Annotated in this window: 17 protein-coding genes; 15 read left to right on the top strand and 2 right to left on the bottom strand. The window is 39.9% G+C overall.

Going from position 1 to position 16886, the window contains the following annotated elements; all coding sequences use genetic code 11:
• The first annotated feature begins 64 nt into the window (after positions 1–64).
• From AC5YGD_RS03705 to AC5YGD_RS03740, 8 genes are all read left to right on the top strand, one after another.
• Positions 65–409, top strand: a complete 345-nt coding sequence (locus tag AC5YGD_RS03705; RefSeq protein WP_496142182.1) for a cysteine-rich CWC family protein — start codon at positions 65–67, stop codon at positions 407–409.
• A 236-nt stretch (positions 410–645) separates the two neighbouring features.
• Positions 646–1572 (top strand): phosphorylase family protein, encoded by a 927-nt coding sequence (locus tag AC5YGD_RS03710; protein WP_496142183.1) that lies wholly within the window; start codon positions 646–648, stop codon positions 1570–1572.
• A 67-nt stretch (positions 1573–1639) separates the two neighbouring features.
• Entirely contained in the window at positions 1640–2041 is a 402-nt protein-coding gene (locus AC5YGD_RS03715) for a c-type cytochrome (RefSeq protein WP_496142185.1), read from the top strand.
• A 145-nt stretch (positions 2042–2186) separates the two neighbouring features.
• Positions 2187–2618 carry a glyoxalase gene (locus AC5YGD_RS03720; protein WP_496142186.1) on the top strand — a complete coding sequence of 144 codons (432 nt, stop codon included), beginning with the start codon at positions 2187–2189 and terminating at the stop codon, positions 2616–2618.
• 5 nt (positions 2619–2623) lie between these two features.
• A complete protein-coding gene (locus AC5YGD_RS03725; RefSeq protein WP_416679252.1) occupies positions 2624–2761 on the top strand; it encodes a hypothetical protein in 138 nt (45 codons plus the stop codon).
• A gap of 4 nt (positions 2762–2765) precedes the next feature.
• On the top strand, positions 2766–3338 hold the full coding sequence (def, locus tag AC5YGD_RS03730; protein ID WP_496142187.1) for a peptide deformylase: 573 nt from the start codon (positions 2766–2768) through the stop codon (positions 3336–3338).
• 247 nt (positions 3339–3585) lie between these two features.
• The gene (locus AC5YGD_RS03735) at positions 3586–4995 is read left to right on the top strand and encodes an ammonium transporter (RefSeq protein ID WP_496142188.1); all 1410 of its coding nucleotides are present in this window, start codon (positions 3586–3588) and stop codon (positions 4993–4995) included.
• Positions 4996–5006: 11 nt separating this feature from the next.
• Complete coding sequence (locus AC5YGD_RS03740; RefSeq protein WP_496142189.1) at positions 5007–5183, top strand: hypothetical protein; 177 nt, start codon at positions 5007–5009, stop codon at positions 5181–5183.
• 77 nt (positions 5184–5260) lie between these two features.
• Here the strand turns inward: AC5YGD_RS03740 and sucB are convergent, their stop codons facing one another.
• Together sucB and AC5YGD_RS03750 are read right to left on the bottom strand one after the other, a co-directional pair.
• On the bottom strand, positions 5261–6376 hold the full coding sequence (gene sucB, locus AC5YGD_RS03745; protein ID WP_496142190.1) for a dihydrolipoyllysine-residue succinyltransferase: 1116 nt from the start codon (positions 6374–6376) through the stop codon (positions 5261–5263).
• Positions 6373–9075 carry a 2-oxoglutarate dehydrogenase E1 component gene (locus AC5YGD_RS03750; protein WP_496142192.1) on the bottom strand — a complete coding sequence of 901 codons (2703 nt, stop codon included), beginning with the start codon at positions 9073–9075 and terminating at the stop codon, positions 6373–6375. Before AC5YGD_RS03750 ends, sucB begins: the two co-directional genes overlap by 4 nt.
• 413 nt (positions 9076–9488) lie before the next feature.
• Between AC5YGD_RS03750 and bmt the strand changes: the two genes are divergently transcribed.
• The 7 genes from bmt to AC5YGD_RS03785 all read left to right on the top strand — a co-directional run bounded on the left by bmt (position 9489) and on the right by AC5YGD_RS03785 (position 16724).
• Positions 9489–10505, top strand: a complete 1017-nt coding sequence (gene bmt, locus AC5YGD_RS03755) for a betaine--homocysteine S-methyltransferase (RefSeq protein WP_496142193.1) — start codon at positions 9489–9491, stop codon at positions 10503–10505.
• 93 nt (positions 10506–10598) lie between these two features.
• Entirely contained in the window at positions 10599–11249 is a 651-nt protein-coding gene (locus tag AC5YGD_RS03760) for a helix-turn-helix domain-containing protein (RefSeq protein ID WP_416679264.1), read from the top strand.
• A 383-nt stretch (positions 11250–11632) separates the two neighbouring features.
• Positions 11633–13108 carry a glutamine synthetase family protein gene (locus AC5YGD_RS03765; protein WP_416679266.1) on the top strand — a complete coding sequence of 492 codons (1476 nt, stop codon included), beginning with the start codon at positions 11633–11635 and terminating at the stop codon, positions 13106–13108.
• A gap of 76 nt (positions 13109–13184) precedes the next feature.
• Positions 13185–14123: a class II glutamine amidotransferase domain-containing protein gene (locus AC5YGD_RS03770; RefSeq protein ID WP_496142194.1), complete on the top strand. Its 939-nt coding sequence runs from the start codon at positions 13185–13187 to the stop codon at positions 14121–14123.
• Positions 14111–14953: a GltB/FmdC/FwdC-like GXGXG domain-containing protein gene (locus tag AC5YGD_RS03775; RefSeq protein ID WP_416679270.1), complete on the top strand. Its 843-nt coding sequence runs from the start codon at positions 14111–14113 to the stop codon at positions 14951–14953. The genes AC5YGD_RS03770 and AC5YGD_RS03775 overlap by 13 nt, the downstream gene beginning before the upstream one ends.
• Positions 14954–14988: 35 nt before the next feature.
• Positions 14989–16323, top strand: coding sequence for an FMN-binding glutamate synthase family protein (locus tag AC5YGD_RS03780; protein WP_416653217.1), 1335 nt, complete (start codon positions 14989–14991; stop codon positions 16321–16323).
• 14 nt (positions 16324–16337) lie between these two features.
• Positions 16338–16724, top strand: coding sequence for a hypothetical protein (locus AC5YGD_RS03785; protein ID WP_416653220.1), 387 nt, complete (start codon positions 16338–16340; stop codon positions 16722–16724).
• The last annotated feature ends 162 nt before the right edge of the window (positions 16725–16886 follow it).

The raw sequence follows: 16886 nt of genomic DNA on the forward strand, positions 1-16886 counted from the left end.
TATTGTTGTTGCATTGCAATAGAATCAATGTCAAAATCTAGAATCAATTAATTTTTTTATAACTATGACTGCTAAACATTGCTCTAAGTGCAATCAATCATTTGGTTGTGATGCTGGGACTGGCAACTGCTGGTGTATGAGTTTTCCTGCAATTATGTCTCCAACCCTAGAGCAAGACTGTTTTTGTCCATCGTGCCTTGGAGATGCAATTAGCAATAGAATTGAGCCACTTATTGATGAGAATGGTATGGAGAGTCTTCAAAAACTTGCTGAGTCCTATCGCGCTCAACCTAAGCTCATTAAGAATGTGGACTTCACTATTGAAGACGAGTTGTATGTATTTAGTAAATGGTATCTAATAAAACAGGGGAGTTGCTGTAAAAATGGCTGTAAGAACTGCCCTTACTAAAACTTGAACTATGCATAAATTTGATGATAAAGCTTCCAAGGTATTATGAGTAAACCTTTGTAATAATATTTACTTTATGGGTTTATCTTTTTTTGGTTTTTTCTTTTCTTTTCTAGAATCTTTTCCCTTAGCCATGTTTCCTCCCTTTAATGTCAAATATCTTACAGTATTTTCGATTGCATCTTTAGAGCCTTATTAATATAATACTGGCATGACAAAAAATAATCCTAATACATATGACTGATAGATCTGAGATCGTAATTGTTAATGAGCGTCTCTACCACTTGGGAGTAAAAAAAGGAGACCTTGCGCAGAATGTCTTTATCGTTGGAGACCCGGCGCGTGCAATTCGCGTTTCTAAAGAGTTCGATACGATTGAGCGAGAGATTTCAAATAGAGAATATCTAACGTTTACAGGGACATATAAGGGCATTCCAGTTTCTGTAATTGGCACAGGAATTGGCACAGACAATGTTGAAATTGCCTTGGTTGAAGCCTTCATTGCCCATGAGTTTAACCTTAAAGATAACACCCGTAAAAGTGACTGTCCGCCGATGACATTTATAAGGCTTGGTACGTCTGGTGGCGTTCACCCAGATATAGCTCCTGATACTCTTGCAATCTCATCCTATGCACTTGGCTTGGATAATACTGGGCTCTACTATGATGAGGCTCCAGTAGATGAAATAGTTGAAAAAATTGAGATTAAAGCAAGAAAAATTTTGACTGATGCAGCGCTTAAAGACTCAAGATTCAGAGGAAAAATTATTCCCTATGCATCAAAAGCATCTACTGAAATTACAGAGGCATTGGCAAAACAAGCAACGAAGCAAAATGTTAAATTTGAAGTCGGGATAACGGTTTCCTCTCCAGGCTTTTATGGCCCGTCCTCGCGCTTTATTGAGGGCCTAAAATATACCTTTCCTGACATTAAGGGCAGCCTTTCAAAGCTTGAAGTCGATGGTCTTCGGGTGCTTAATATGGAGATGGAGTCCAGTCTATTTTTTCACTTATGTGGCCAGATGGGTTATCGCGCTGGGACAATTTGTACGGTGATTAGTGCCTCTACATCGAGCGATGATGTTGTAGACTATGACGCTGCTATAGGAAGCGCAATTAAAATTGGCCTGAAGACGCTAGTTGACCTTAATAAAGCAAGCTAATTTAGAAGCTTAATAACTACATTTAAAATTCACTTAACTTATATTTCTTTAGAGTAGAATCGCCTCTATGAAAATATTTATCATTGCAATAATTGCGATTTTAGCCGGGTGTAGTTCTGGAGAAAAGGAAAAGAGCTCAGAGCTAAATATAGCACTTGGAGAAGACGTTTTTAATAAAAACTGCGTCAGCTGTCATGGCTCAAAAGGGGTCGGCCTTGCTAAGGATTGGAAAGTAAAAGATGAGAACGGTAACTATCCAGCGCCGCCGCTGAACGGCACGGCGCATACTTGGCATCATTCACCTTCTGATCTGCTTTATACAATTAATAAGGGTGGGGGAGAGATGGGAGGAATGATGCCTGGATTCGAACAAAGACTTTCTGAAGAAGAAAAATTAGCACTAATAGATTATATTTATAGTTTATGGCCAAGTGAAATTCAAACAAAATACGACAAGACCTTTAAGTAGTTAAAAATTCCATATAAATACAATCTAAGTAGTTAAAAATTCTACCTAAATACCATTTTTTCGAACGATTCCCATCAATATCCTCAAATTCAGCGCATTATTTTCTATACAATAATATATTTTTCCAGTTTCGGAGTTTTTAATTATGAGTAATAGATTTCATCTGGCTGTTGAGGCCGGAGATTTATCGGTAACTGTTGTATGGTATCAAGAGGTTCTTGGATGTAAGTTAGATATGTCAGAGTTAGGCTCAGAGGAAGGGCTATGGCAAGATGTTGACTTTTGGGGAAATGAATTAACGCTTCACAGCTCAACTCCTAGGAAAGCAAAAAATTTAGATATGAATAGACATGATGTTGCAATGGGAAATGTTGTTGTTCCTCATTTTGGCGTCCACCTAGAAATGGATCAGTACAAGCAGGTTCGTGAAAATGTTCTTAATAATAATGGCTTCTTAGATAAGCCATATATCCGTTTTGAAGGAACAGATTACCAGCAGGAAACATTCTTTGTTAAAGATCCAAATCATAATGTCTTAGAGATTAAACACATGGTTAATTCTAGAGACTCTCAATAAGGAGTATGAAGTTGAATGATGACCAAGTAGAAAAAATACTAAAAGAGCTCAGAGATATACGCGGCGTTATGAATAAGGCCTATCAATTATTTTGGGGCGCAAGCATATTACTTTTGTTAATTCTTGTTGTGGATTTTATTTAAATAAATGATTAGACAAATAGTGCAAATTGGAAATCCAGCTCTGCGCGTGATTGCAAATGTTGTTGAAGAAAGTAAGATTGCTTCAAAGGAAATTCAAAGTCTTATTGATGATCTTATTGAAACAATGAGAGATGCAAATGGCGCAGGTTTAGCGTCAACTCAAATTGCAGTTCCTTATCGAATATGCGTTATAGAAGTCAATAAAAACCCTCGCTATCCCTACAAGCCAGATATTCCTTTGACGGTTTTAATTAACCCTAAAGTAACCTTTTTAACAGAAGAAAGAATCAATGTTTATGAGGGCTGCCTGTCGGTTCCAAACTTAAGAGGAAGGGTTGATCGGTGCCCTGAAGTTCTAATTGAAGGCCTTGATCGAGAGGGCCAAAGTCTCAGTTTTGTTGCAAAGGGTATAAGCGCTGGAACCTTTCAGCACGAGCTTGATCATCTTGATGGTCTTGTCTTTACCGATCGAATGAACGATGCCAGCTCACTGACAACTATTGATGAGTTTGCTGCAAATCAAGAGGAAGAATTTAAGCAACAAGTCATCAGTATCGTTAAAAATTATGGCAGTTAATTGAAGTCATAGATCACTATGAGCTTTAACTAAGCCAATTCTACTAGACTTACTAAATTAATTATCTTCCGTAAGTATTTGTTATTTATTAACTTACTTTAAAAACCTTCTGTAATTGACTTAATTTAGAGATAAATTTGATAGATTTGTCGTTTTGAATTGTTTATACTCGAGGGCGTAAGAGCAAAAAGTTCTTATAAGTAAAAAGGAGAGAGTTTACTTACAACAAAAAAAAGGAGAAATTGTTTTGGAAGATCAAATCTTAGCTTTAACGGCAGAGTTAGCTGCTGTCAAAAGTGCGGCTCAGGTCACAAACACCATGTTTGCTGAAGCGTACTATTACTTAACAATTCCTTTGATGGTTCTTATTCATGCTGGTTTCCTTCTCTATGAGATGGGTCAAACTCGTGTGGCAAATGTACTGTCATCAGGAATCAAAAACTTACTTGCGTTCGCGTTTACAATCGTAACGTTTTATCTGTTCGGTTGGTGGTTCTATTGGGCCTTACCAACGTTTCCAGTTACGTCCCTAGTATCAGGTGCCGGTTTCATGGGAACTTCAGGTTTAGAGTATGCAAGTGCTATAGCATTACCATGGGGCGAATCAGCTCAGTATATGGGTCCAAATATGGGTGATCATGCTTCAGGTGTATTCTGGGGTGCTTTTGCTTTATTTGCTGCAACGACTGCGTCTATTGCTTCTGGCGCGCTAATCGAGAGAATACAAACTGTAGGTTGGGTAATCTGTGCGATTGTCCTTGGTTCTTTTGCCTGGGTTGTAGCTGCTGCTTGGGGCTGGCATGCCGATGGTTGGTTAGTAACAGAGTTCGGTTTTCATGACTTTGGTGCTGCTGGTCTCGTTCATGCGGTTGCTGGATTCTTCGCGCTTGGTATCCTATTAAATTTAGGTCCTCGTGTTGGAAAATTCAACGCAGACGGTTCTGCAAATAAAATTGCGGGTCATAACATCCCACTAACAATCACTGGCTTAATGCTAATTATTGTTGGTTTCTTCGGCTTCCTAATGGCATGTATTATTCTGCCTGGTGAAGGTTGGAGTTGGTATGGTGATGCTGGAGCAACTATTTATGGAACGCCAATTACGCTTTCAGCACTAGCATTTAACGTAACTTTAGCTGCATCAGGCGGAATTATCGGTGCATGGGTATTTACTAGAGACCCTTTCTGGATGATGTCTGGCTGTCTAGCAGGTATTATTTCAGTCGCTTCTGGCCTTGATGTTTACTTCGGTTCACACGTAATTATTATTTCAATCGTTGCGGGCATGATTTTAAAACCATGTGCAGACTGGCTAGAAGGCTTAGGCATTGATGATGCTGTTGGCGCTGTTACGGTCCACGGAACAATTGGCCTGTTTGGCGTTGTTGTTCTTGGTGTGTTCGGTTCTGGTATACCAGGACTTGGTGCAGGTGCCCCAGAAGATACAGTTGCAATTAGCCTATTTGGCCAAATTGTTGGCGCTGTAGTTATGTTCTTGCTTGGATTCGTTCCTGGATACGTTGTATCCTGGTTGGTTAACAAAGCTGGAATGTTACGTATTCCAGATGCTGTCCAAATCAAAGGTCTTGACTCAGTCAAGGTTCCTGCTCAGGCTTATCCTGAGTCAATGGTTAGTGGCGATTCTGATTCTAAATAAGGAGGAATAATATGGGATATTTTATTGAATCTTTTACTGAACTAAATGCTGATGGTGCTTGGATGGATATGGGTATGTATATTGGTGCGGGCAGTTCAATGCCTGGATGGTATACGGTCATTGCATCGGTTATGTTGGTAGCGATTTTAGTCAAAGGAAACAATGACGAACAAGATCACTACAAATAGTAATCTGTAAAAGTAATAAACTAAAAAGGGCGGTATGAAAATACCGCCCTTTTTTTTTATCTGAAATAGTCAGCTTTTTAAACTTTTAGTAATAGCCTTGCTGGATCCTCTAAAGCATCTTTGATTGAGATCAAAAACTGAACCGCCTCTTTGCCATCGATAATTCTGTGATCATAGGAGAGCGCAAGATACATCATCGGTCTGATGACTATTTCGCCGTTAACAACGACTGCGCGCTCTTGCGTTTTGTGCATTCCAAGGATTGCGCTCTGAGGTGAGTTCAAGATTGGCGTTGAAAGCAGCGAGCCAAAAACGCCGCCATTGGATATAGTGAAAGTCCCTCCGCTCATCTCTTCAATTCCTAAGGTTCCGTCCTGCGCTCTAACTGCGTAATCAACGATGCCTTTCTCGATGTCGTGCATTCCCATTTTGTGCGCATCACGAAGCACAGGAACAACCAGTCCTCGATCTGAAGAGACAGCTACTGAAACGTCGCAGTATGCGTGATAGACAATGTCATCGCCATCAAGGTATGCGTTTACTGTTGGGAATTTTTTTAGTGACTCGACTGCCGCTTTAACAAAGAACGACATAAAGCCTAATTTAACCGAGTACTTCTTCTCAAAAGCCTCTTTGTAACTTTTTCTCATAGCCAGTATCTCTGTCATGTCAACTTCATTAAAGGTTGTCAGCATGGCTGTATTTTGAGTCGCAGAGTGAAGTCTTTTGGCTATTGTTTTGCGAATACGGCTCATTGGAACTCTTTCTTCCATTCGATTACTCGTTGGCTTGGACGAGCTTGGCTCAGGAGAGCTTATAGGCTCCTCTTGAACATTCTCCTGAAGGTTTATTTCAGGAGGCTCTTCACTAGCTGCAACTGGAGATTCTTTTGCTTCCTCTATTGGAGCTTCTTTAATAATTTCTTTAGGCGCCTCAGTCTTTTCAGCCGTCATTTCAGCGTCATCATCTAAAAGAGCAAGAACCTGCTGAGCGTTAACTGTTTCACCTTCCTCCGCTAAGATTTCAGTGAGAATACCTGCCTCTTCTGCGGGAACCTCTAGGACAACTTTGTCTGTTTCAATTTCAACGATGACGTCATCAACCTCAACATAGTCTCCAAGTTTTTTATGCCATAAAGCGACTGTCGCTTCATTTATAGATTCTGGGAGGACCGGTACTTTTACTTCTTTCATTTTTTAATGCTCCTAGCAGTACCCATAGTTTGAATACCTAACGCTTTTTCAATGATATAGCTTTGGTTAATGTTGTGCTGCCTAATGCTGCCCTCTGCAGGAGCAGAGTAAAGGTCTCTCGCAACGACATGAAGGGTTTGTCCTTTAACAATACTTTGCATAAAGTTATGCCTGGAAGAGTACCACGCGCCCTGATTAATTGGCTCTTCTTGGCACCAAACGATATCTTTTGCATTTGGAAATTTCTCAAGCTCTTTGATAAGCTGCTTTTCTGGAAATGGGTAGAGCTGCTCAAGTCTCAATATTGCGACGTTATTAAGCTGCTCATCTTGACGGCGAGTTAATAATTCATAAAATATCTTACCGCTACACATAATAACGCGGTCAACTTTTTTAGGTTTGATGTTGTCATATTGCTCTTCGTAAACATCTCTAAATCTGCCTTCAGTAAACTTGTGCAGTGGTGAAGCTGCTAGAGGGTTTCTTAAAAGACTTTTTGGCGACATAATAATTAGAGGCGCTCTAAATTTTCTTAATATTTGACGCCTCATCAAATGAAATATTTGGGACGCGGTTGATGGCACGCAGACCTGCATATTGTGACTCGCACAAAGCTGAAGGAAGCGCTCAAGTCTTGCAGATGAGTGCTCAGGCCCTTGTCCTTCAAGTCCATGAGGAAGAAGCATAACTAGGTTAGATAGGCGCCCCCATTTAGCCTCAGCAGAAGCAATAAATTGATCAATAATCGCTTGAGCCCCATTAACGAAGTCACCAAACTGAGCTTCCCAAATAACCAGTGACTCGGGATTTGCAGTGGCGTAACCATACTCAAACCCAAGGGCCGCCTCTTCAGATAGAATGGAGTCAAATATTTGAACTCTTCCTTGCTTGTCACTAATATTTTGCAGCGGCGTGTAGTCCTCGTTTGCTAGTTGATTGTGAAGTACTGCGTTACGATGAAAAAATGTTCCTCTTCCAGTGTCCTGACCAGTAAGGCGAATTGGCGTTCCAAAGTCAGTAAGACTTGCGTAGGCTAGAGTCTCAGCAAAACCCCAGTCTGCATTAATTTTTCCATCAGCCATCTTTTGTCGCTCGGACATCATCTTCTTAACGCGCGGGTGAATCTCAAAGTGACTTGGGACTTTTTGAAGTTTTTTGTTTAAGTCTTTAATTTGCTTTTTACTGATAGCGGACTCGTAAGGGTCGAGCCAAGTAGCATCAAAGTAATCTTCCCATAGCATTTCCCAGGCTCTCTTGTTTTTATCTTTGGGCTGAATAATATTGTAAGCAACCCTCTCACCTTCTTTTAGTTCTTGACGGTAATCGCTGATCATTGCATCAACTTCTTTTTGCTCAATGACGCCTTGCTTCATTAGAGTAGTCGCATAGTTTGCGCGCGTAGTCGGTTTCTTTCGAATTGCCTCATACATTAAGGGCTGAGTCACAGCTGGCTCATCGGCCTCATTGTGGCCATGTCTTCGATAGCACATCAAGTCAATAACCACATCTTTTTTATACCTCATACGATAATCAAGTGCAAGCTTGGTGATAAAGCTAACCATTTCTGGGTCTTCAGCGTTCACATGAAATACCGGCGCATTAATCATCTTCACAACGTCAGTACAGTAATCCGTTGACCTTGCGTCATCCTGCTTGGAGGTAGTAAAGCCAATCTGATTGTTGATAATAATATGAACTGTGCCCATCGTTCTGTAGCCTCTTGACTGAGACATGTTTAGGGTCTCCATCACAATTCCCTGGCCAGAAAAAGCGGCATCTCCGTGGATAAGCACGGGCAGAATTTGTTGACGCTCAGCATCCTTAATCTTGTCCTGATGGTAGCGTGCATAGCCCTCAATCACTGGGTTCACTAATTCAAGGTGAGAAGGGTTAAACATGAGCGCAAGATGCACATCTTCTTTGCTCGTTTTAATGTCTGAGGAAAAACCCTGGTGATATTTAACGTCACCCGTTTGATTCTTGCCCAGTCCAAGCTCTCCCGCGAACTCTTTAAATAAGCTTTCAGCCCTCTTGCCCATGATATTAATTAGGACATTAAGGCGTCCTCTATGAGCCATGCCTAGGCATATCCTTTTCATTGAGTGCTCTCCTGAGTGCTCAATTAAAACATTTAATAGTGGGACTAAGGTGTCACTCCCCTCTAAAGAAAAGCGTTTTTGACCGACATACTTATTATGTAGAAATTTTTCGAATACTTCGGCTGCTGTAAGTCTTTGAAGAAGCCATTTTTTATAGTCCGCTGAATTTTCTTTTTCAAGAGACATGGTTTCAATTTTAGTTTGGACCCACTTCCGCTCTTCAAGGTCGGGAATGTTCATATACTCAACACCAAGACTGCTGCAATAAGTTTTATTAAGAGAAGTAAAAAGATCTCTCAAGGTACTGCAGTTTGGGCCTTGGTATGAGCCCATATCAAAAGTCTTATCAAGGTCAGAGTCTCTTAAGCCGAACTCTTCAAGAGTGAATGGCGGCGTTGAGTGGTGCCTTGGCCTCTCTAAAGGGTCTAGCCCTGCTCTTAGGTGGCCTGAAAATCGAAAGGCGTAAATTAAACGAAGAACTCCAAGCTGAGCAGCACTTTGACTGACAACTTTAGTATTGGAAGTTGACTCAAAATTGTTTTCACCATAATCAATAAAGCGGTTAATCACATCATCGTGTGAGCTAGAATTATTATTCATTATTTGGAAGAATTAAGTGATGGAAGAGGGGGAGATTTAAATTTATTTTTGACTGAACAAGGTCAGTTATATTACTAATTAATAGTATGCAATTTGGCACTTGCTTTGACATCAAAATATTCACAATTTGTGACTTAAATATTTAACTTGAAATTATATAGAGAATAGGGTTTGTGAGTAGTTAATTATTAAAATAAATAATTACTATTCTTGCAATAAATTTTAGAATTCAAAATGAATTCTAGTTTGCATTTAAATTTTTTTTCTACTGGATGAGCTATTAATAGAATATTGTTATAAGAATGATGATAAATCTAGATTGAATTTCTTAAAATTGAAATTATTTAAGGCATTGGTTAATCCGACTTAAAATTCTTGAAGAACTATCATTAATAATTCTTCTAACTAGCCTAATGAATAATTTTTTAAAAATTCTACAAGACAAAGAACATATCCTTGCTGATGGCGCAACGGGTACGAACTTATTTGAAATGGGACTAGAGACAGGAGACCCACCTGAGCCTTGGAATTTAGATCATAGGGATAGAATCCGTTCTCTTCATAAAGGCTTTGTTGATGCAGGCTCTGATTTATTTTTAACTAATAGTTTCGGCGGCACTTCTTTTCGGCTCAAACTCCATAATCTTGAAAGCAGAGTGTTTGAATTAAATAAAGCTGCTGGAACTGTTGCAAGAGAGGTCGCAGATCATGCAGACCGGTTAGTCATTGTTGCGGGGTCAATGGGACCAACGGGTGAAATGATTGAGCCTCACGGCTTAATGACCTCTGGTGAAGCAACTGAGGCTTTTAAGGCTCAAGCTGAAGGACTTGCTGAAGGAGGCGTTGATGTTTTGTGGCTGGAAACAATGTACTCAATGGAGGAGTTAGAGGCTGCTCTTGATGCCGTTAAAGGTATTGGCTTGCCAGTTTGCGCGACTATGAGTTTTGATACAGCAGGTAAAACAATGATGGGGATCACTCCTGCAAATCTTGCTCTAAGAGCAAAAGGGCTTAACCTTTCGGGATTTGGCGCAAATTGCGGCGTTGGGGCGCCAGACTTGTTAGCAACAATTAATGACATATCTCGAAATGTGGAATCAGGTACGGTGGTAATTTCAAAAGCAAACTGCGGCATTCCTCAGTTTCATGATGGGAAAATTCTTTATTCTGGAACAGAGAAACTAATGGCTGATTACGTTCAAATTGCTATGAACTCTGGCGCAAAAATTATCGGTGGCTGCTGCGGAACAACGTATGCACATGTTCGGGCAATGCGTAAAGCAATGGACCAGCATCAAGTAACCATGCCTCCAACTTTAGCTGAAATTGAAAAGCGAGTTGGAGTTATGTCTAATGGGTCTAGAGCTATCTTTGAAGGTGATGATTCAAAACCCACTAAAGAGCGCAGGAGCAGACGCTCAAGGTCTTAAAAGCAACAATTCATTTAATTAATTAGTTGTTTTTGTGATAAGATAATTTTCTTTATAGTGTAATTTTATTTATTCTAAGTAAATTATTAATTCATGGCTTCAATTAAAAATACTGCGCAAAAAGCACAAAGCGTCTCCATAGTAAACAAAAATCTTCCTAGTTTTGGAACCGATAAGCAACTAGAGGCTTCGATTGGAAAGCAAGTCAGAATCTCTCGAAAAAATGCTGGCGTTACTTTGCAGCAACTCTCAAAGCAGTCACTTCTTTCTGCAAGCATGCTCTCAAAAATTGAGAATGGTCAAATTAGCGCTTCCTTAAAAACAATTCAGTTGATCTGTCATGCACTTAATATTTCAATTACTTCACTATTTAAACAGCATGATAAAGACGTAGAGCCAACCTTTATTAAGTCAGGTAACGGCTTAACAATTGAGAGAGCAGGATCAGATGAAAGTAGGCACTACCAATTACTCGGTCACAACGTTAGCGGCTCTCTTAAGGTAGAGCCTTGCCTTATTACGGTAACCTCAAGAGATTATGATTTTCCTGACTTTCAGCATAAAGGGGTTGAGTTTATTTATATGCTCAAAGGTGAAATGGATTATTACTATGGAACTGAGATATACCACTTCCAGAAGGGTGACTCGATATACTTTGATTCTGACAAACCGCACGGCCCTAAAAAAATCATTAGTGATGAGTGCCAGTTTCTAACGGTTATTTGCTCAAATAATTCTGATTAGACTGGCTTTAAGTTTTAATAATTTAAACTTTCTTTTTCTAAAATTATCCTTCCCTAAACCCTCTCTAAATTAAAACTTTTTTCTTGTTTTTCTGTAATTATTTAGAAGAAAATCAACGCTTTATTATATTTCTTTAAAATCAATAAAATTTCTTGACAATGGAATATCTTTAGGCGTATACTCAAACTTTAATTTGCTGTTACTCCATCTATTTGGAGTCAAAAAGAGTCATTTATATAGTAATTTATTTGACCTCTATTACTAAAACGGCAGCAAATTCATTAGTGTTTCTGTTTTGGTTTATATCTTACGAATCAAAATAAAAGCATGCATAGGGGGTAAATCTTTAATAGAGATTTTTTTTATTTTTTCGGAGAGATTAAATGACAGATTTAGAACAGCACGTTAACGAGCCCGGTCGCGACAAACTTGTAAAAGAAGTCAAGGCTAAGATCGAAGCATTGGGCGTTACATATGTATATTATCAATTTGTTTCAGTTACAGGACGCATTGTAGGTAAAGGTATTCCTGCGCGCCATTGGGAGAGATTAGCTGAAAAAGGATTTCAACTAGTATATGGCTCAACAGCCAACTTGTTTGTAGATCGTCATGGAGACTATATTGGTTACGGCCCTGAGTCTTCTGAGCTTGTAGGTCTTCCAGATCCTGACACATTTTGTCAGCTTCCATGGGACAAAAGAGTAGCGCGCGTTTTTTGTAGACTTTATAGAAACCGTGAAGAGCGTGAAAATCCAGGTGAAGCATTAACGTCAGATTGTCGTGGTAACTTATATAGACAACACAAAGAATTCCAAGACCAATATGGGTTAGATATGCGCTGCGGCACTGAGCCAGAAATGATGTGGCTAAAGCGCGGTGAAGATGGTCAGCCAAATGGCGGAGTAACAAAGCCGAACTGTTACCACATTGATCAGTTTGAAGAGTTACGTCCTGTGTTTATGAAAGTTATTGAATATTCAGAGCAAATGGGTCTTGATATTATTCAAGGTGACCACGAAGATGCGCCGGGTCAATTAGAGCTTAATACCCAGTTTGATGACGTATTAAGAAATGCCGACCGCTTGACGACTTATCGTCAAATTTGTGCGCAAGTTGCTCGTGAGTTTGGTTTAATTGCATGCTTTATGAGTAAGCCTTTTATGGGAGTATCTGCATCAGGCTGTCACCATAATATGTCTTTATGGGAAGGTGGTAAAGATGTATTCCATCCAGAAATTGCTGGCGAAGGAGAGCTTCCAGGAATGCCTGGCAACTTTATGTATAAAGAGGGCGGCAAGAACACATTTATGCCGGACCCTTCAATTGATGAAAAGATGCCTGGTCCAATTGGCCTTCAGTCAATCGGTGGTGTTATTAAGCATTTACCCGCACTAACTTCAATTGGCTCTTCTACAGTGAATTCTTATCGCCGTCTTTGGGATACTGGCTTTTGGGCGCCAATTTTTGCAGATTGGGGCTATCAAAACCGTACATGTGCACTTCGCGTTTCTGCGCCAGGGCGCTTTGAATACCGCTCAGTTGACTCAATGGTTAATCCTTACTTAATGGGATCAGCGCTATTAAAAGCGATGGGTGACGGTATTGATAATAACCTTGATGCAGGTGAGCCTGAAGAGCGTAATATTTATGCAGCTATGGAGGCAGGAAAGCAAGTTAAGAAGCTTCCTATGTCTTTAGGTGAAGCATTAAATGAGTTAGAAAATGATGAGGTAATTAAATCATCGATGCCAAATGAAATGTATAAAGTTTTTCATCATTATAAGAAAGATGAATGGGAAAGATTTAATGCCACAGTTACAGATTGGGATTTAGAGACTTATATAGACTGCTTGCCATAGGGTTAAGTTTTCTTAAGGTTGTTTTAGAATGCCCACTTAACGGTGGGCAATTTTTCGGGAAAAGGGAGATTATTTTATGTGCGGAATAGCAGGAATTATTCATAAAAAAGCTGGAAAAGGCGTAAACATTGGTCAGCAGATGACATCAATGCTTCAGGCTTTAAAGCATAGAGGTCCAGACTCAACTGGATATGCAATGTACGGTAAAGACAATGGAAATCAAATATTAAGATTCAAAGTTGCTGAAGCTGCTGATCTGGAAGGTAGCTATGATATTCATGCTACTATTAAAGATCGCTTGGAGACAGTCAACTCAAGACTTACTGAATTAGGCGTTAAGGTTGTTAAGAAAGAGAGTCCAACTGAGTATGCCCATCGTTATGAGGTAGAGTTTTCAGGTGACATGAAAAAAGTTGCTGACTTTGTCGAAGATGTTGAAGGTGTTGAGATTTTATCTATTGGTAACTCACTTGAGTTAGTAAAAGATTTAGGAGATGCATCGGTTGTTTCTAGTCAGTATGGCTTAAATGACTTTAATGGCACTCACGGAATTGGACACACCAGAATGGCGACAGAGTCTGACGTAGATATTCGCTCAGCCCACCCTTATTGGGCTTATCCTTTTAGTGACGTTGCAGTTGTTCATAATGGACAGCTCACAAACTACTGGACAAATAGACGCTCACTTGAGCGCTCTGGCCACCGTTTTTCATCGAACTGTGACTCAGAACTCATTGCTGTTTATCTTGCAGACAGAATGAGTCAAGGTGACGATTTAGAAACTGCTATGAAAGGCTCAATAGACTACCTTGATGGCGTTTTCACTTATTTGGTTGCAACAAAAGATCAACTTGGTATGGCCAAGGATGTTATGGCTGCTAAACCAATGGTTGTATACGAAGGCGAAGATATGATTGCGCTAGCTTCTGAAGAGGTTGCAATTAGAACTCTATTTGATCATCGTATTGATACATTTGACCCATATCACGGAGAGGTAAAAGTATGGCAGAACTAAGGAAGGAAACGTCCCAAGAAATGGGACTTCACGATGAGCAATTAAAAGGAAGAACTCAAAAAAAATTCTTCTCTGTTGATGAAAGTGAAAATTTAACATATTTTCACTCATTTGATGTTGATACTAGCAAGACTGCTACGATTGATGCACTTGACATGACGCCAAGAGAGATTAATCGTGAAATCAGAGAATTAATGGAAAAAGGTATTGGTGACATTACTGTTGATAACCCTATGTCAAGGCATGGAGTTGGTGTTGGTATCTTAAACAGACTTAACTTAACTTTCTCAGATAGCTTAGGCTATTTTGGTTGCGGCTTGATTGATGGACCTAATGTTCATATTAAAGGTCGTGTTGGTTGGTCATGCGCAGAAAATATGATGGCTGGAACTGTTGTTATTGATAAAAATGCTGGCTCAACTTTTGGCGCTGCTATTCGTGGCGGCGATCTTGTCTGTAAAGGCAGTGTTGGCGCTCGTACTGGTATTGATCAGAAGGGCGGCACAATTATTGTTGGCGGTAAGACAGGCGCGTTTTCTGGATTCATGATGCAGCGTGGTCGTATGATTGTTTTGGGTGATGCTGGAATGAACTTAGGTGACTCAATGTATGACGGCACCATTTATGTTGGCGGTGAAGTTGAAGAACTTGGAGTGGACTGCGTGCAGGCTGATATGACAGAGCTTGACGTTCGCTACTTAACAGAGAAATTAGCCCTTTATGGCATGAAGAGCCCTAGAGGCGTTGAGAAAATGCAGAAGCATGTTTCTGGAAAAATGTTATGGAACTACGCTAACTTAGAGCCTAATGAGAAAAAACTAATTCTTTAATAGTGCTTTTAACAAATTAAACAAAAGGAAATATTATGAGTGATTCGGAAAAACATAGACTAGGTAAAAGTTTTATCTTCCCTAAAGCAGTGATGGATGATATTCACATTAAGTCTGATTTGGGAAGATACAGAATGAGAGGATTCTCTCTATTTAAAAAAATTCCAACATGGGACGACTTAACATTTATGCCAGGAACATTAACCCGTTTTGTTATTGAGGGTTATAGAGAAAAATGTTTAACTAAAACAATTATTGGGCCAGAGGCTCCAAGACCACTAGAGCTCGACATTCCAATTTATATTACAGGAATGAGTTTTGGTGCGTTGAGTTATGAGGCTAAAACTGCTCTAGCTCGCGGCGCTACGATGGCAGGAACAGCTACTTGTTCTGGTGAAGGCGGAATGATTCCAGATGAGAGGCGCTACTCAAGTAAATGGTTTTATCAGTGCATCCAGTCTCGTTATGGCTTCAATCCACAACATTTACGTCTAGCTGATAGTGTTGAGTTTTTTATTGGCCAAGGTTGTAAGGTTGGATTAGGTGGACACCTAATGGGTCAAAAAGTTACAGACCAAGTTGCTGAAATGCGTTCTTTGCCTGCCGGTATTGATCAGCGCTCTCCTGCTAGACATCCAGACTGGCTTGGACCAGATGATTTAGCGCTTAAAATTGAAGAAATTCGTGAAGCGACAGATGGTCAGATTCCAATTCAGCTAAAACTTGGTGCAGCGCGTGTATACGATGATGTAAGAATGGCCGCTAAAACTGGTTGTGATAGTATTTATATTGATGGTATGGAAGGCGGAACTGCTGCTGGACCACATATTGCAACAGAAGAAACTGGAATTCCAGGAATTGCTGCAATTCGCCAAGCTCGAAGAGCAATTGATGATGTTGGAATGAGCGGCAGAATTTCTTTAGTTTATGCTGGTGGTATTCGAAATGGTGGTGACGTTGCTAAAGCGGTTGCACTTGGTGCTGACGCAGTTGCGATTGGCCACTCATCGCTTATGGCCCTTAACTGTAATAGAGATATTCCTGAGGCTGATTTTGAAGCTGAAATGGGCGTTAAAGCCGGTGAATGTTATCACTGTCATACTGGGCGCTGTCCGGTTGGTGTGGCAACTCAAGATCCTGAGCTTAGAAAGCGTCTAGATCCGGATGAAGCATCAGAGCGTGTATACAACTTCTTACATACACTAGCAATCGAAACACAAATGATGGCTCGTGCATGTGGCAAGACAAATATTCACTCATTAGAGCCAGAAGATTTAGCTGCGCTTACTATGGAGGCTTCAGCATGTGCACAAGTTCCTATTGCAGGTTCACAGCACACGGTTGGCCGTCCTGATATGACACGTTTTTAAGATAAGGAGTTATTATGAGTAAAAATGAAGAAACATTTGAAGTTGGTGCTGACGGCTTAGATACCGATCGCGAGCAAATGATTGGACAGCATATCGGTTATAGATATGATGTAAACCTTGTTCCTGATCTTAAGTTTATAACGCCTTTTTTACAAAAATATATTGAAAAAATGGGCTGGAAAGATCTTAACTGGTTAGAAGATATTCATATGGGTTATGAGGGCGATCAAGCTGCTGTTTTTGATAGAAATATTAATGGTTGGGTCACTATTCCAGACAATATAAAACTTCCAAATAACCAGCAAGAGCGAGATATGATTGCTCGTGAATTATTGGTTAAGTTTCAAATGTCAGAAAATCATCCGATGGTTGACCTAAATAACGCTTACCGTAAATTCTAACTACTGTAAGTGATTTCAAAAGGGGTTAGTTTAGAGTAAAGCTCAAAATCTTAACTCCTTAGTTTGTCGGCATTCCACCCCCTGGAGTGCCGTATAAACTACCTTTCTATTTTTTAATTTATTTCATTGGTGCTTGAATATTTTCAAATTGACCTATAAATT

This window comes from Candidatus Pseudothioglobus sp. uisw_070, from assembly GCF_059512545.2.

Coding starts and splice junctions, on each gene's coding strand:
- AC5YGD_RS03775 (WP_416679270.1), top strand. CDS start 14,111: ATGGCAGAACTAAGGAAGGAAACGTCCCAAGAAATGGGACTTCACGAT.
- bmt (WP_496142193.1), top strand. CDS start 9,489: ATGAATAATTTTTTAAAAATTCTACAAGACAAAGAACATATCCTTGCT.
- AC5YGD_RS03740 (WP_496142189.1), top strand. CDS start 5,007: ATGGGATATTTTATTGAATCTTTTACTGAACTAAATGCTGATGGTGCT.
- AC5YGD_RS03715 (WP_496142185.1), top strand. CDS start 1,640: ATGAAAATATTTATCATTGCAATAATTGCGATTTTAGCCGGGTGTAGT.
- AC5YGD_RS03765 (WP_416679266.1), top strand. CDS start 11,633: ATGACAGATTTAGAACAGCACGTTAACGAGCCCGGTCGCGACAAACTT.
- AC5YGD_RS03720 (WP_496142186.1), top strand. CDS start 2,187: ATGAGTAATAGATTTCATCTGGCTGTTGAGGCCGGAGATTTATCGGTA.
- AC5YGD_RS03780 (WP_416653217.1), top strand. CDS start 14,989: ATGAGTGATTCGGAAAAACATAGACTAGGTAAAAGTTTTATCTTCCCT.
- sucB (WP_496142190.1), bottom strand. CDS start 6,376: ATGAAAGAAGTAAAAGTACCGGTCCTCCCAGAATCTATAAATGAAGCG.
- AC5YGD_RS03785 (WP_416653220.1), top strand. CDS start 16,338: ATGAGTAAAAATGAAGAAACATTTGAAGTTGGTGCTGACGGCTTAGAT.
- def (WP_496142187.1), top strand. CDS start 2,766: ATGATTAGACAAATAGTGCAAATTGGAAATCCAGCTCTGCGCGTGATT.
- AC5YGD_RS03725 (WP_416679252.1), top strand. CDS start 2,624: ATGAAGTTGAATGATGACCAAGTAGAAAAAATACTAAAAGAGCTCAGA.
- AC5YGD_RS03760 (WP_416679264.1), top strand. CDS start 10,599: ATGGCTTCAATTAAAAATACTGCGCAAAAAGCACAAAGCGTCTCCATA.
- AC5YGD_RS03705 (WP_496142182.1), top strand. CDS start 65: ATGACTGCTAAACATTGCTCTAAGTGCAATCAATCATTTGGTTGTGAT.
- AC5YGD_RS03710 (WP_496142183.1), top strand. CDS start 646: ATGACTGATAGATCTGAGATCGTAATTGTTAATGAGCGTCTCTACCAC.
- AC5YGD_RS03770 (WP_496142194.1), top strand. CDS start 13,185: ATGTGCGGAATAGCAGGAATTATTCATAAAAAAGCTGGAAAAGGCGTA.
- AC5YGD_RS03750 (WP_496142192.1), bottom strand. CDS start 9,075: ATGAATAATAATTCTAGCTCACACGATGATGTGATTAACCGCTTTATT.